This is a genomic window from Bacillus sp. Je.9.29.b (genome assembly GCF_051129925.1).
Taxonomy (GTDB): Bacteria; Bacillota; Bacilli; order Bacillales; family Bacillaceae; genus Bacillus; species Bacillus safensis.
In genome coordinates, this window is record NZ_JBCPSO010000011.1 from 46,962 (window position 1) to 61,893 (window position 14,932).

Genomic DNA, 14,932 nt, shown 5'->3' on the forward strand with positions numbered 1-14,932 from the left:
CTCTATTCTCCTAACGGATAACGTTTTCGATACACTTCATACATCAATAGACCAGCCGCAACTGATGCGTTTAACGAAGTAACCTTCCCGGCCATAGGCAGTTTAATCAGAAAATCACACTTTTCCTTAATCAATCGGCCAATTCCTTTTCCTTCACTGCCAATCACAAGAGCCAGCGGCATTGTACCATCAAATTGTCTGTAATCCTGTTTAGCAGACGCATCTGTTCCCGCAACCCAGATTCCTCTTTCTTTCATTTCATCAAGGGCTCTTGAAAGATTGGTCACTTTTGCAACAGGAATATGCTCAATTGCTCCAGTGGATGCCTTAGCAACTGTTGTTGTTAGACCGACCGCTCTCCTTTTCGGAATGACAATCCCGTGTGCACCTACAGCATCTGCCGTACGCATAATAGATCCTAAATTATGCGGGTCTTCAATTTCATCTAAAATCAGAAAGAAAGGCTGTTCATTCCGCTTTTCAGCGATTTGATACAGATCATCTAATTCTGCATATTCATATGCTGCTACTTGTGCAACGATTCCCTGGTGCTGACCTGTAACCATTTGATCAAGCTTTTTCCTCGGAACATACTGAATGGTGATATTTTGCTTTTTAGCGAGTTCAATGACCTGCTGGGCTTGTCCTTTTACAGTGTTTTCTGCCATCCAGAGCTTGTATAACTCCCGATCTGACTTCAGTGTCTCAATCACTGCATTTTTCCCAATGACATAATCATGTTGCTGACTCATTTGTCTTCCTCCCTGACGTTCCGATTTCAATCGCCTGACCAATCAGCTCTTCTAAGCGTTCGTCCTGCTTTTCGATAAATAAATAACCCATAAGCGCTTCAAACGCTGTACTATAACGATACGTTTGAACGTCTGTGTTTTTAGGCACTGTGCCTGATTTTGCGTTTCTTCCTCTTTTCAGCACCGCTTCTTCTGCTTCAGTGAAAAAGCCTTGCTGCTGAAGCGTAAATAAAATAGCAGCCTGTGATTTAGCTGAAACAATTTTGCTTGCTCGTTTGTGCAGCTCATTTGGTTTTGTCGCCCCCGTTTGGAGGAGGTGATGCCTCACATATACTTCAAAAATGGCATCACCTATATAAGCCAGCGCAAGTCCGTTCAGCTGTTTACCGTCTTTCAGCTTTTCAAAATTCAACATTGCCTATTCTCCTCTTTTCCAGCGAGTACCTTGAGGAGTGTCCTCCAACACAATATTCATGTTCTTTAATTGATCACGAATTTGATCAGATAGGGCAAAGTCACGATTTCTTCTAGCTTCATTGCGTTTTTCAATTAACGCTTCTACCTCTTCGTCAAGCGTGTGCTTTTCTTCTAATGAGAAGCCGAGAACAGACGTAATTTCTTGGAACAAGCCGATAAATGCCTTGATCACTTCCTCCGAAGTATGATCATTTTCCATATAATAATTCGCCTGTTTCGCTAATTCGAATAAAACAGAGATCGCATTTGCCGTATTGAAGTCATCGTTCATTTCAGAAATAAATGTCGCACGCTGCTCTTCAATTTTTGCCAGCCATTCAGCATTGTCTTCCGTGATATTTGTGCTGCTCTCTAGACGATGATGTAAATTCGCATACGATGTCTTGAGTCGGTTAAACGCACTCTTTGTACTTTCTAATAAATCCATTGAGTAGTTAATTGGGTGACGATAGTGAACCGACAACATAAAGAAGCGGAGCACATCAGGATCTTGTTCTTTCACAATGTCATGCACCAGCACAAAGTTGCCAAGTGATTTTGACATTTTTTCATTATCGATATTAATATACCCGTTATGCATCCAATACTTCGCAAAAGGCTTCCCTGTCAAAGCCTCAGATTGGGCAATTTCATTCTCATGGTGAGGGAATGTTAAATCCTGTCCGCCAGCATGAATGTCGATCGTATCACCTAAATATTTTTTGACCATTGCCGAGCATTCGATGTGCCAGCCTGGGCGTCCTTTGCCCCACGGGCTATCCCAAGAGATTTCCTGATCCTTTGCAGCCTTCCAAAGAGCAAAGTCCAGCGCATCTCGTTTCTTTTCACCTACACGAATACGAGCACCTGTCTTCAGCTCATCAATTGATTGGTGAGAAAGCTTTCCATAACCTTCAAATGAGCGTGTGCTGTAATACACGTCACCATCTGCTTCATAGGCGTAGCCTTTTTCAATCAATGTCGCAATAAACGCAATGATATCATCCATATTTTCCGTCACTCGCGGGTGAAGGTCTGCTTTTTTGCAGCCGAGCGCACTGACGTCTTCGAAGTAGGCTTGGATAAACCGGTCAGCAATTGTCGGCACATCTTCTCCGAGTTCGTTGGCTGCTTTGATGAGTTTATCATCCACATCTGTAAAGTTTGATACAAAGTTCACATCGTAACCGCTGTATTCTAAATACTTACGTACAGTGTCATAAACAATAGCAGGTCTAGCATTCCCGATATGAATGTAGTTATAAACGGTTGGTCCGCACACATACATCTTGACCTTTCCTGGCTCAAGCGGGACAAATTCTTCCTTCTTACGTGTCAATGTATTATAAATATTGATTGTCATGATTGTTCTTCCTTTCTGCTCAATGAAGCCAGCTCACCTTTTAGCTTTTCCATTTCTCGTTCCAATTCTTTGAAACGATCGGAAATTGGATCTGGCAAATCTTGATGATTGAGATCACGATTGATTTTCTTTCCATTTTGAACGACGACTCGCCCAGGTATACCGACAACGGTGGAATGGTCGGGTACGTCCTTTAACACGACCGACCCCGCTCCAATCTTGGCTCCTTTTCCAACTGTAATGGAACCAAGCACCTTGGCACCTGTCGCAATGAGGGCATCGTCTAAAATGGTCGGATGCCGCTTTCCCTTTTCTTTCCCTGTTCCCCCTAATGTCACGCCTTGGAAAACAGTGACGTTGTCTCCAATTTCACATGTTTCCCCGATCACGACGCCCATGCCGTGATCAATGAAGAACCGCCTGCCAATGGTTGCCGCCGGATGAATTTCCACCCCTGTGAAAAAACGGCTGACCTGAGAAATGATCCGCGCAATAAAATACAGCTTCCGCTTATAAAATGCGTGCGCAATACGGTGAGCCCAAATCGCATGAAGCCCTGAATAGGTTAGCACTACTTCAATATAGCTTCTAGCAGCAGGATCTTGATCAAACACAGTATCAATATCTTCTTTCAGCATTTTGAAAAACACATGCTCCCCCCGTTCTTCCCCATGAATCTCTCTTAGGACTTGCTCTCTTTTTTTGGACAAATAAAAAACGCCTCTGCCAAATGACAGAGACGTTTTGAAAACGCGGTTCCACTCTGTTTAGAAAGCTACTTATCTTTCAGCCTTCTCAACTTAATCCCATAACGGAGGGTACCGCCCTTGCATACTAACGTACGTGTTCCTCAAGGGTCTTGAGGGTGCATTTCCAACGTCTGCCCATAAGTCTCTTTCAGCCGGTGGAGACTCTTTCTGTGATGGACGAGTACATTGTACTTCTCCCTCGCAACGATTTCCTTATATTTGTTTAATGCGGTTTAATACCGTTTCTTTACCTAGTAATTCAATACTTTGCGGAAGTTCTGGGCCATGCGTTTGTCCTGTGACAGCCACACGAATCGGCATGAATAGTTTCTTGCCTTTATGCCCTGTTTCTTTTTGTACCGCTTTAATGGCAGCCTTGATTTCATCAGGTGTGAAAGACTCAAGCTGTTCAAGCTGACCTGCAAAAGATGCCATCACTTCTGGTACTTGCTCCTCTGCTAGAACTTCCTTTGCCTCTTGATTATACTCAATTTGCTCCTTAAAGAACAACTCTGTTAACTCAACAATTTCTGCCCCGTAGCTTAATTGTTCGTGATACAGAGAAATAAGTTTGCGTACCCACGTGTTTTCTTCTTCAGTCAGCTGCTCACTTACCTTGCCTGCTTTTTGAAGATGTGGAAGTGTTAGTGCCACAACCTGATCAAGATCAAGTGCTTTCACGTATTGGTTGTTCACCCATTTTAGTTTATGCATATCGAATAGAGCTGGTGACTTAGAAAGTCGGTTTACATCGAAAATGTCGATGAATTGCTCTTTTGTAAACAGTTCTTCTTCGCCTACTGGAGACCATCCAAGTAATGCAATGAAGTTAAACAGGGCTTCAGGTAAATAGCCTAAATTCTTATATTGCTCGATGAATTGAATAATTGATTCATCACGTTTACTTAATTTCTTGCGGTTTTCGTTCACAATCAGCGTCATATGTCCGAATAGCGGAACATCCCAGCCAAATGCATTAAAAATCATGATTTGTTTAGGGGTATTTGAAATATGATCTTCTCCGCGAAGAACGTGAGTCATTTTCATCAAATGATCATCCACTGCTACGGCAAAGTTATAAGTTGGCGTGCCATCTTTCTTCACAATAACAAAGTCACCGATGCCGTCTGTTTCAAATGAAATATCGCCTTTGACCATGTCGTCAAATTTGATGATTTCTCCTTTTGGCACTCGGAAGCGGATACTTGGCTCTCTTCCTTCAGCAATCAGTTTGTCCTCTTCTTCTTTTGATAAATGACTGCATTTACCAGAATATCGAGGCATTTCGCTGCGGGCGATTTGTGCTTCACGCTCTGCCTCTAGCTCTTCAGCCGTACAATAGCACTTATACGCCAAGTCCTTCTCTAACAGTTCGTCATAATATTTCTTGTAAATATCATTACGCTCTGATTGTCTGTAAGGACCGTAACCGCCATCTTTATCAATGCTCTCATCCCAATCAATACCGAGCCATTTCAGGTGGCGAAGCTGGCTTTCCTCCCCGCCTTCTACATTACGCTTTTGGTCCGTATCCTCGATTCGAATAATAAATTTGCCGCCTTGGCTGCGTGCGAACAAATAGTTGAAAAGAGCCGTTCTAGCATTCCCAATATGTAAATGACCAGTTGGACTCGGTGCATAACGAACACGCACTTCATTTCCCATGAGTTTAACTTCCTTTCATCTGCATCATGTTGTCTGACACCAATTTTTTATAAACGTATTTTATCATCAAAACCTATTCTCATCAAAATGGATTTTACTTTTTCTGAAGAAGCACTGTTGCCTGAGAGGCAATTCCTTCTCCTCTTCCTGTAAATCCGAGTTTCTCTGTCGTTGTTGCTTTGACATTCACCTGTGTGACATCTGCCTCAAGCGCTTCTGCAATTTTCTCACACATTGGTTGAATATAAGGTGCCATTTTTGGCTTTTGCGCCATGATTGTGCAGTCAATATTCACAAGTGTGTAGCCCTTTTCTTTCACAAGTGCCCACACATGCTGCAATAATTTAAAAGAATCTGCATCCTTAAACTCAGGATCTGTGTCTGGGAAATGTCTGCCGATATCTCCTTCAGCAATCGCACCCAGGCATGCATCTGCCACTGTGTGAAGCAGTACGTCAGCGTCTGAATGCCCTAGCAGTCCCTTTTCATAAGGAATGGTGACCCCGCCGATAATCAGAGGTCTTCCCTCTGTTAATTGATGTACATCAAAGCCTTGTCCTATTCTCAACATGATCTAGTACCCTCTTTCCGCATCCATAATTGCCTTGGCAACCAATAAATCATCCGGTGTTGTCAGCTTAATATTGGTATAGTCTCCTTGGACAATATACACATTCTCACCTTGTAATTGTTCAACAAGACTGGCGTCGTCTGTTCCAAGGAAGCCTGTCCGCTCCGCATATTCATGCGCCTCTTTTAAAATAGAATGACGAAAAGCTTGTGGGGTCTGGACTGCCCACAAGCTCTGACGTTCAATGGTTTGTTCCACTTTGCCTTCTTGAACGCGTTTGATTGTGTCTTTCACTGGTACCGCTACAACCGCGGAGCCTTTTTCAATCGCTGCTTTAACGAGCAAGTCAATCTGTGTATGCTTAATAAAAGGCCTTGCTCCATCATGAACAAGCACGATGTCCGCATCTTTCACAGCCTTTAATCCTTCGTATACACTTTGCTGACGTTCTTCACCGCCAGTGACAAGTGAAACAGGCGTTTGAAAAGCGTGTACCTTGAGTAGCCTTTCAAAGTCTTGACGCTCCTCTTCATTGATCGCTAGGATCATGCGTTTGCATTGCGCATGAGCGTCAAACACCTTTAGTGTATGAATGATGACCGGCATTCTTTTCAGCTCAATAAAAAGCTTATTACGGCCGGCCTTCATTCGTTTCCCCTGCCCCGCAGCCGGAATAACTACTTCATAATACATGTTCGTTCTCCCTTTAGAGCGCCTTCTCCAGAAGTTTTGGCTTCGCAAAAATCATTCTTCCAGCAGCAGTCTGCAGCACACTTGTGACGAGCACGTCAATGTCTTTTCCAATGTAATTGCGTCCTTCTTCGACCACAATCATCGTACCGTCATCTAAGTAAGCAACACCTTGGTTATGCTCTTTTCCATCTTTGATGACCTGTACCTTCATTTCTTCCCCAGGCAGTACAACCGGTTTAACGGCATTGGCTAGATCATTGATGTTTAACACTGCTACTTTTTGAAGTTCGCATACTTTATTTAAATTAAAATCATTGGTCACAACAACACCTGAAGTTAATTTCGCCAGCTTCACAAGCTTGCTATCAACCTCTTGAATGTCTTCGAAGTCACCTTCGTAAATTTCAACTTTGATATCCAATTCTTTTTGAATACGATTTAAAATATCTAGACCTCTTCGGCCTCTATTTCTCTTTAATACATCTGAAGAGTCTGCAATATGCTGTAATTCCTCGAGTACAAATTGAGGAATGACCATGACACCTTCTAAAAATCCAGTTTGGCAAATATCTGCGATTCTTCCATCAATGATAACACTTGTGTCTAAAATTTTCAGCTTTTTATCTTCTATTTCAGGTTCATCATCAGCTGCTCCCTTTTTCTTTGTGACCTTTGCAGATCGGGAGAACAGCCCTATCATTTCATCCTTCTTCTTAAAGCCTACCTGAAATCCAAGGTATCCTAAAAAGAAAGCCAGGAAAATCGGAATAATGGTACCAAAAATATGATATGGGATATTGTTTAGCGGGATCACGTTTACAATAAGATATGCTAGAATAAGTCCAAATACTAATCCGAAACTTCCAGATATAAGATCAGGAAGAGGCGCCTTCAATAGAGAATCCTCGATCCATTTCACCCAATTTACCACATAACCTGTGCACCATTTACCAATGATGAAGAACACAACGGCTCCTATTAGTGCTGAAGAGTAAGCATTTGTTATGAAAGGTATGTCCTTTACATTTAAAAGCAGAAATAACTCTGGAATGATAAAAATCCCCACAACTGCACCCAAAATGATAAAAAACGCCTGAACGATTCTTTTTAACATACCTTCACCTCCTTTATTTTTCATCTGTCAATCCACCTTCATCTGACATTAATATATGTTTAAGTTTCCTATCATGAGCAACAGAAAACAAAACCATCATTAATATACCCATATTCATCCATTTTTAACCGTAATAGAGAAAAATTTCTCTTCTTAAAGCTGACGGTCAATGTAATGTTTTTCTTGTAACCTTTTTAATCCTTTTTTTATCTTTTTCGCTCTTACTTCTCCAATTCCTTCTACTTCATCCAATTCTTGTACATCTGCTTCCATAATTCGATCTAGCACACCGAATGCTTCAACCACATTTTCGACGATTGGCATTGGCAGTCTAGGGATTTTATGGAGCAATCTGTATCCTCTTGTGTACACATATTCGTCAATATTTGTAGAAGCTGGATATCCAAGTAACTTGTACAGAATGGAATCATCTAAAAGCTCAAAGCTCGACATATCTTGAAGTTGTTTAAGCAGCACATACGGATCTTTAATCTTTTCTTTCACGTAATCTTTAATAAATAAAGCTGCTTCCTGCTCCATATCTGTAATCAATTCATTGACTTGCAGACGGATCAAGTGTCCCTCTGTTCCGAGCTCTTTGATATACATATTGATTTCATTTTTGATTCTGAGTACCATTTCGTAGCGGTGCAGCACGGATAATACATCACCAAAGGTCACAAGCTCTTCAAATTCTAGAGCACTTAACGCAGAAATGGCGTGATCTAAAATCGTTTTATATTTCTCAAGTGTTTGAATGGCTTGATTGGCCTTTGTTAAAATAAAGCCAATATCTTTCAGCGTATAACGACGATTCCCTTGGTATAAGGTAATGACGTTCCTCCGTTCAGAAATAGCAATGATTAAGCAGCCTGTCTGCTTTGCTACACGTTCAGCCGTCCGGTGCCTCATGCCTGTTTCCGATGAATGAATGGTTGCATCTGGCATCAGCTGTGTATTCGCATACAAGATTTTTTGACCAGAATCGCTAAGAATAATGGCCCCATCCATCTTCGCCAATTCATATAAATGTGCTGGGGAGAAGGCAGAATTAATGTGAAATCCTCCATCTACCACACTCTTTACTTTGTCATTATAACCAACAACAATGAGCCCGCCAGTATTGGCTCTCAGGACGTTTTCAATCCCTGCCCGCAGAGGTGTTCCTGGTGCCACAAACTGTACAATATCTAAGAGATCGAGTTCTCTCGCTCCTTTTTTCTCTTTTTCCATTTCTATGATCCCCCTAGTGAAATTCGAAGTGCCTCCGCTACATTTTCTACACCAACTAACTCAATCCCTCTCGGCTTTTTCCATCCGTCTATATTCGCCTGAGGAATAAACATTCGCTTAAATCCTAGTTTTGCAGCTTCCTGCACTCGCTGTTCAATTCTTGATACTCTTCTGACTTCTCCCGTCAGACCGACCTCTCCTATAAAGCAATCCGCTTGATGCGGCGCTGCATCTTTAAAGCTTGATGCAATACTGACGGCAATAGCCAAGTCAATCGCCGGTTCGTCAAGCTTCACACCGCCTGCGACCTTTAAATAGGCATCTTGGTTTTGCAGCAGCAGCCCCACGCGTTTTTCTAAAACTGCCATGAGCAGCGATACTCGATTATGATCAAGGCCAGTGGCCATTCTTCGCGGATTCCCAAAGCTTGTCGGGGAAATTAATGCCTGTATCTCGACAAGTACGGGTCTTGTTCCTTCCATTGAGGCAACAACACACGAACCAGATACACCTGCCGACCGCTCTTCTAAAAAGATTTCTGATGGGTTTAATACTTCCGTGAGCCCTTCCTCTCTCATTTCAAAAATTCCCAATTCATTCGTTGAACCAAATCGGTTTTTGACCGCCCGTAAGATACGAAACGTATGATGACGCTCGCCTTCAAAATAAAGAACTGTGTCCACCATATGCTCTAAAAGGCGTGGACCTGCGATCGAGCCTTCTTTGGTCACGTGACCAACGATAAAAATAGGAATACCGTTTGTCTTGGCAATCTTCATCAGCTGCGCTGTACATTCTCTAACTTGAGATACAGAGCCGGGAGCTGACGTGATATCGCTTTGGTAAACGGTTTGAATCGAATCCACCACAACAAAAGCAGGTTTCATCTCCTGTATAGCAGACGTTATATACTCCATATCGGTTTCAGCCAAAACATGTAAAGAGGCGCTTTCAATGCCAAGACGGTCCGCTCTTAGCTTCGTTTGTTTAATGGACTCCTCACCAGATATGTATAACACATTCTGATTTTTGTCTGAGAGCTGTGCTGATACTTGTAATAACAATGTAGACTTCCCAATCCCAGGATCTCCGCCGATGAGAACAAGAGAACCTTTGACAATTCCACTTCCTAATACTCGGTTAAATTCTTCTAAATTTGTTTTAATTCGGGGTTCTTCGGATGTTTCAATTGCAGATATAGGTGAAGGTTTTTGAATGGTTTGAACAGAATGATTAAAAGCACTTCGACGGTTTGCCGGCTCTTTGCGAACGACCTCTTCTGTCATACTGTTCCACGTGCCGCAGCCTGGACATTTCCCCATCCATTTGGCTGACTCATAACCGCACGATTGGCATATAAATTTTGATTTTGTCTTAGCCATAGATTGAAGAATACAACTCCTTATACTGGTCAGAAAATAAGTAAAGGGAGGCATACACCTTACTGGTATGCCTCACACTTTTTTCTTACTATATTAGTTCGTAGCAGCCGTCGCTTTTACGACAATCTCTCCATCTTCCACATCTAATACGATATGTTGACCTTTTTCAATATTCCCCTTCAGAAGCTCTTCAGAAAGTCGATCTTCTACATGCTTTTGAATCGCTCTTCTTAACGGACGCGCACCGTACTCAAGATCTACTCCTTCGTCGGCAATCTTCGCTTTTGCTGCTTCCGTCAATTCAATTGATAGGTCTTGTTCTTTTAATCGTTTTGTCAATTGATCAGACATGAGAGACACGATCTCTTTTAGATGTTTCTTCTCAAGCGAGTGGAAGACAATGATTTCATCAATACGGTTGATAAACTCAGGTCTAAACGCACGTTTCAACTCGCCCATCACTTTGCCTTTCATATCCTTGTAATTTTGACTTTCATCCTGCACGTTAAAGCCAACATATTTATTGCGCTTCAGCTCACTAGCTCCAACGTTTGATGTCATGATCAAAATCGTATTTCTAAAGTCAACGGTACGCCCTTTAGAATCAGTCAGACGACCATCTTCTAACACTTGCAGTAAGATATTAAATACATCTGGATGCGCCTTTTCAATCTCGTCTAAAAGAACGACAGAATAAGGTTTTCTTCTCACTTTTTCAGTCAGCTGTCCACCTTCATCATAGCCCACATAGCCTGGAGGTGACCCAACAAGTCTGGATGTAGAGTGTTTCTCCATGTATTCAGACATATCAATACGGATCATTGCTTCTTCATCACCGAAAATAGACTCAGCGAGTGCTCTTGCAAGCTCCGTTTTACCAACCCCTGTTGGACCCAAGAAGATAAAGGAGCCGATTGGACGCTTCGGATCTTTCAGGCCAGCACGCGCACGTCTCACTGCTTTTGCTACAGCGACAACCGCTTCATCCTGTCCGATCACGCGAGAGTGGAGCAATTGTTCCATATTCAGAAGCTTATCTGTCTCCGTTTGAGCAATTTTCGAAACAGGCACTCCCGTCCAGCTGGAAACGACCATTGCGATATCATCTACAGATACCTCTGAGTTCTCTTGTCCCTGCTTTTCTTTCCATGATTTCTTTGTAACTTCTACTTTTTCACGCAAACGCTGTTCTGTATCGCGAAGAGAAGCTGCTTTTTCAAATTCTTGACTTTGAACTGCCGCATCCTTTTCCTTGCGTACTTCATCCAGCTTTTGCTCTAATTCTTTTAGATTAGGCGGTGTCGTGAACGAACGTAAACGGACTTTCGAACCTGCCTCATCAATTAAATCAATCGCCTTATCTGGAAGGAATCGGTCAGAAATATAACGGTCAGACAGCTTCACCGCCGCCTCAATCGCTTCATCTGTAATAGACACACGGTGATGTGCTTCATACCGGTCTCTGAGCCCTCTTAAGATTTGAATACTTTCATCAACAGACGGCTGATCTACTTGAATTGGCTGGAAACGTCGTTCAAGCGCAGCGTCCTTTTCAATGTATTTACGGTACTCATCTAACGTTGTCGCCCCAATACATTGAAGCTCACCACGTGCTAAGGATGGCTTCAAGATATTAGACGCATCAATCGCGCCCTCTGCTCCACCAGCACCAATGAGTGTATGAAGCTCATCGATAAAGAGAATGATATTTCCTGCCTGACGAATTTCGTCCATCACTTTTTTCAAACGATCCTCGAATTCACCACGATATTTCGTCCCAGCTACAACAGTTCCCATATCCAGTGTCATCACTCGTTTATCGCGCAGGATTTCAGGCACTTCGTTATGAATAATTTGCTGTGCAAGACCTTCTGCGATGGCTGTTTTACCAACACCAGGCTCACCAATCAGCACAGGGTTATTTTTTGTTCTTCTACTTAGGACCTCAATGACACGTTGAATTTCTTTGCTTCGGCCAATGACAGGGTCCAAGCTGTCCTCTTTTGCAATAGCTGTCAAATCTCTTGCCAAGCTATCTAGTGTTGGAGTATTTGCATTGCTATTAGAGCCTGCCGCAGATGCACCTGTTTCATTGCTTCCAAGCAGCTGCAGGACTTGCTGACGTGCTTTATTTAAGCTCACTCCGAGGTTATTTAAGACACGGGCAGCGACACCCTCTCCCTCACGAATAAGACCTAATAGAATATGTTCTGTCCCTACATAGGAATGACCTAGCTTTCTTGCTTCATCCATTGAAAGCTCAGTGACCTTCTTCGCTCTAGGCGTATAATGAGGAATAGCTTGAGACACCTCTTGCCCTCTTCCAATCAAGCTTTCGACTTCTTTTTGGATTTTATCTGAAACAAGGCCCAGTGCTTCTAACGCTTTGGCAGCGATGCCCTCACCTTCACGTACAAGGCCAAGTAAAATGTGCTCAGTACCTATGTTTTTATGGCCTAGGCGAATGGCTTCTTCTTGTGCAAGTGCTAATACCTTTTGAGCTCTTTCAGTGAATCTTCCAAACATCATATCGTTTCATCCTCCTGTCCATTCCTATGCATTTCTAAGCGCAGCCTTTCTCTAATAATCGCTGCTCGTTTTATATCTCGTTCATTTGGCTCTAAGGCTCCTCCTGAATATTGTTGAAGGAAGCCGGGCTGAGTCAAAATCATGAGTTCATTCAGTATATTACTTGAAAGCCCCTTAATGATACCTAAATCAATTCCAAGCCGCACATCTGACAAACACTTTGCTGTTTCCTTTGATTCAATCATACGACAATTGGCCAAAATCCCTAAGGAACGGTACACTCTGTCCTCAAGTTCAATTTTAGATGTTTGATATAACGCTTTTCGTGCAGATCGCTCTTGTTCAATGAGCTGAGCGGTCACACTATTCAAGTCATCTACAATGTCTTCTTCTGATTGGCCAAGTGTCATTTGATTTGATATTTGAAAGATGTTTCCTATTGCTTCGCTGCCCTCACCATAAATTCCTCTGACCACAAGACCTAATTGATTAATGGCCGGAATAATCCGATTCATTTGTCTTGTGAGCGCTAATGCTGGTAAATGCATCATGACCGAAGCCCTAATACCTGTACCTACATTGGTCGGACAGCTTGTTAAGTATCCTCGCTTTTCAGAAAACGCATAATCCACTTGCTCTTCAATCCAGTCATCTACCTGATTAGCCGCTTTTAGTGCATTGGCTAGCTGAAAACCTGGGAATAAGCATTGGATTCGAATATGGTCTTCTTCATTCAGCATCACACTGATTTCTTCATTCTCAGAAAGCAAACAGCCGCCAAATCTTGATTCAGCTAAATTGGGGCTAATCAAATGCTTTTCAACAAGTACCCTCTTTGCTAAAGGCTGCGTTTCATTCATTCGAATCAGAACAAAGTTTCCAATGTCCTTCACTTCCTGGCTAGCAAACTTTTGCTCGAATTGCTGGAGAACAGCTTCAGCTTCAGCTTGAGAAAACTGAGTTGGGAAACGAACATGCTCTAGATTGCGAGCTAGCCGGATACGACTGCTTAGAACAATGTCACTTTCTGGTCCTTTTTGTTTCATCCACTGACTAAGAGCGTCTTGAATAAAATGCTGGAGCGACATGTCGTTAATCTCCCTCCCTCTGCTGAGATTGCTCATGCTCTAATGCACGAATTTGATCTCGAACTTCCGCTGCCTTTTCGAACTCTTCCTGTTCAATCAGCTGCTTCAGCTCTTGCTGCATTAACTCTAGTTTCCGGCGAACATGCAGGCTGCCGGCAATTCGTTTTGGGACTTTCCCATTATGGACTGTATTTCCACTATGGACTTTCCGTAAAACAGGGTTCAGATACTGATCAAATGTACGATAGCATTCTGCACAGCCAAATCGGCCTGTTTTTCTGAACTGCTGAAAGGTTAAGCCACACTTAGGACATTGATCCACTTCTTTCGCTTCTTGAAAAATAGATGAGCCCTTGTTAGCACTTGTGGTGAAGCTAGGATCAATATTCAATAAGCCTGATAATAAGTTGTGAATCGAGAAACCTTGGTTTCCACTCATAGCATATGAATCACTGTTTTCTTTTGCACATTGTTCACATATGTGCATTTCTTGTTTTTCTCCATTTATAACTTTCGTAAAGTGAAAAGTGGCTGGTCTCTCATTACATTCTTGACAAATCAATCTTTTCACCCGCTTTACTTTAATTTCAAAGCATTTAACATCGCTTTCATCATCCGAGCACGCAGTTCATCACGTTCAGGTAAATCAATATGCAATACAGAACGGTCCATGACACTAATCATCATCTTAGCTTCTCTTTCAGATAAAATGTTATTTTCAACAAGACGCATGATGATATGATCAGATGCAGCCTGTGATAAACGATGATATATTTGGGAAATAATGTTGTTCAATAAGTCGACTTCATCATTCATTTTGACTTTAATGATACGGATATAGCCACCGCCGCCACGCTTACTTTCAACGATATAGCCTCTCTCGCTCGTAAAGCGTGTATTGATAACATAGTTAATTTGTGAAGGTACGCATTGAAATTTATCTGCAATTTCATTGCGCTTAATTTCTAATATTTCTCGACCGTTCTGATCCAAGACTTCCTTCAAATACTGCTCGATGATATCAGAAATATTTTGTGCCACTCCGCCTCCTCCTCCATTGACTTTGACTATATTTGACTTTAATCTTACTATAAATTTTTTCGATCGATTTTTCAAGATAATCGCTCAACTAACAATATTATTTCCACATTTATATGGTATCAAACCTCTCAAAAACACAAAAAAGACCAGTTCCGGCTGGAACTGATCCTTATAGAAGCTTGGCGGCGTCCTACTCTCACAGGGGGAAACCCCCAACTACCATCGGCGCTGAAGAGCTTAACTTCCGTGTTCGGTATGGGAACGGGTGTGACCTCTTCGCTATCGCCACCAAACCT

General features: G+C 42.3%; 14 protein-coding genes, 1 rRNA gene and 1 other annotated feature. All 15 genes read right to left on the reverse strand.

The annotated features are described in order from the left end of the window. Positions 1-2: 2 nt before the first annotated feature. Positions 3-752, reverse strand: coding sequence for a 23S rRNA (guanosine(2251)-2'-O)-methyltransferase RlmB (gene rlmB / locus AAZR19_RS18310; RefSeq protein ID WP_024425588.1), 750 nt, complete (start codon positions 750-752; stop codon positions 3-5). Then, positions 736-1,167, reverse strand: a complete 432-nt coding sequence (locus AAZR19_RS18315) for a Mini-ribonuclease 3 (protein ID WP_076839365.1) — start codon at positions 1,165-1,167, stop codon at positions 736-738. Before AAZR19_RS18315 ends, rlmB begins: the two co-directional genes overlap by 17 nt. 3 nt (positions 1,168-1,170) lie before the next feature. After that, entirely contained in the window at positions 1,171-2,571 is a 1,401-nt protein-coding gene (cysS, locus tag AAZR19_RS18320; protein WP_041105656.1) for a cysteine--tRNA ligase, read from the reverse strand. Beyond that, entirely contained in the window at positions 2,568-3,221 is a 654-nt protein-coding gene (gene cysE / locus AAZR19_RS18325; protein ID WP_034283914.1) for a serine O-acetyltransferase, read from the reverse strand. The genes cysS and cysE overlap by 4 nt, the downstream gene beginning before the upstream one ends. A gap of 82 nt (positions 3,222-3,303) precedes the next feature. After that, positions 3,304-3,534, reverse strand: a binding site (T-box leader). Continuing rightward, the gene (gene gltX / locus AAZR19_RS18330) at positions 3,534-4,985 is read right to left on the reverse strand and encodes a glutamate--tRNA ligase (protein WP_041105654.1); all 1,452 of its coding nucleotides are present in this window, start codon (positions 4,983-4,985) and stop codon (positions 3,534-3,536) included. (Overlaps the previous feature by 1 nt.) A 94-nt stretch (positions 4,986-5,079) precedes the next feature. Then, complete coding sequence (gene ispF, locus AAZR19_RS18335; protein ID WP_003216928.1) at positions 5,080-5,556, reverse strand: 2-C-methyl-D-erythritol 2,4-cyclodiphosphate synthase; 477 nt, start codon at positions 5,554-5,556, stop codon at positions 5,080-5,082. A gap of 3 nt (positions 5,557-5,559) precedes the next feature. After that, entirely contained in the window at positions 5,560-6,249 is a 690-nt protein-coding gene (ispD, locus tag AAZR19_RS18340; RefSeq protein ID WP_024425583.1) for a 2-C-methyl-D-erythritol 4-phosphate cytidylyltransferase, read from the reverse strand. 13 nt (positions 6,250-6,262) lie between these two features. Beyond that, on the reverse strand, positions 6,263-7,363 hold the full coding sequence (locus AAZR19_RS18345) for a PIN/TRAM domain-containing protein (protein ID WP_024425582.1): 1,101 nt from the start codon (positions 7,361-7,363) through the stop codon (positions 6,263-6,265). Between the two features lie 153 nt (positions 7,364-7,516). Further along, positions 7,517-8,596: a DNA integrity scanning diadenylate cyclase DisA gene (gene disA, locus AAZR19_RS18350; RefSeq protein WP_024425581.1), complete on the reverse strand. Its 1,080-nt coding sequence runs from the start codon at positions 8,594-8,596 to the stop codon at positions 7,517-7,519. A gap of 2 nt (positions 8,597-8,598) precedes the next feature. Then, positions 8,599-9,978, reverse strand: coding sequence for a DNA repair protein RadA (gene radA / locus AAZR19_RS18355; RefSeq protein WP_025092231.1), 1,380 nt, complete (start codon positions 9,976-9,978; stop codon positions 8,599-8,601). A gap of 93 nt (positions 9,979-10,071) precedes the next feature. Continuing rightward, complete coding sequence (gene clpC / locus AAZR19_RS18360) at positions 10,072-12,507, reverse strand: ATP-dependent protease ATP-binding subunit ClpC (RefSeq protein WP_007496263.1); 2,436 nt, start codon at positions 12,505-12,507, stop codon at positions 10,072-10,074. Further along, positions 12,504-13,595 (reverse strand): protein arginine kinase, encoded by a 1,092-nt coding sequence (locus AAZR19_RS18365; protein ID WP_024425579.1) that lies wholly within the window; start codon positions 13,593-13,595, stop codon positions 12,504-12,506. The genes clpC and AAZR19_RS18365 overlap by 4 nt, the downstream gene beginning before the upstream one ends. Positions 13,596-13,599: 4 nt before the next feature. After that, a complete protein-coding gene (locus AAZR19_RS18370; protein WP_024425862.1) occupies positions 13,600-14,157 on the reverse strand; it encodes a UvrB/UvrC motif-containing protein in 558 nt (185 codons plus the stop codon). A 14-nt stretch (positions 14,158-14,171) separates the two neighbouring features. Continuing rightward, positions 14,172-14,636, reverse strand: a complete 465-nt coding sequence (locus tag AAZR19_RS18375; protein ID WP_003217184.1) for a CtsR family transcriptional regulator — start codon at positions 14,634-14,636, stop codon at positions 14,172-14,174. A gap of 177 nt (positions 14,637-14,813) precedes the next feature. Continuing rightward, positions 14,814-14,929 (reverse strand): 5S ribosomal RNA (gene rrf, locus AAZR19_RS18380). Positions 14,930-14,932 lie beyond the last annotated feature (3 nt).

Coding starts and splice junctions, on each gene's coding strand:
- rlmB (WP_024425588.1), bottom strand. CDS start 752: ATGAGTCAGCAACATGATTATGTCATTGGGAAAAATGCAGTGATTGAG.
- AAZR19_RS18315 (WP_076839365.1), bottom strand. CDS start 1,167: ATGTTGAATTTTGAAAAGCTGAAAGACGGTAAACAGCTGAACGGACTT.
- cysS (WP_041105656.1), bottom strand. CDS start 2,571: ATGACAATCAATATTTATAATACATTGACACGTAAGAAGGAAGAATTT.
- gltX (WP_041105654.1), bottom strand. CDS start 4,985: ATGGGAAATGAAGTGCGTGTTCGTTATGCACCGAGTCCAACTGGTCAT.
- ispF (WP_003216928.1), bottom strand. CDS start 5,556: ATGTTGAGAATAGGACAAGGCTTTGATGTACATCAATTAACAGAGGGA.
- ispD (WP_024425583.1), bottom strand. CDS start 6,249: ATGTATTATGAAGTAGTTATTCCGGCTGCGGGGCAGGGGAAACGAATG.
- AAZR19_RS18345 (WP_024425582.1), bottom strand. CDS start 7,363: ATGTTAAAAAGAATCGTTCAGGCGTTTTTTATCATTTTGGGTGCAGTT.
- disA (WP_024425581.1), bottom strand. CDS start 8,596: ATGGAAAAAGAGAAAAAAGGAGCGAGAGAACTCGATCTCTTAGATATT.
- radA (WP_025092231.1), bottom strand. CDS start 9,978: ATGGCTAAGACAAAATCAAAATTTATATGCCAATCGTGCGGTTATGAG.
- clpC (WP_007496263.1), bottom strand. CDS start 12,507: ATGATGTTTGGAAGATTCACTGAAAGAGCTCAAAAGGTATTAGCACTT.
- AAZR19_RS18365 (WP_024425579.1), bottom strand. CDS start 13,595: ATGTCGCTCCAGCATTTTATTCAAGACGCTCTTAGTCAGTGGATGAAA.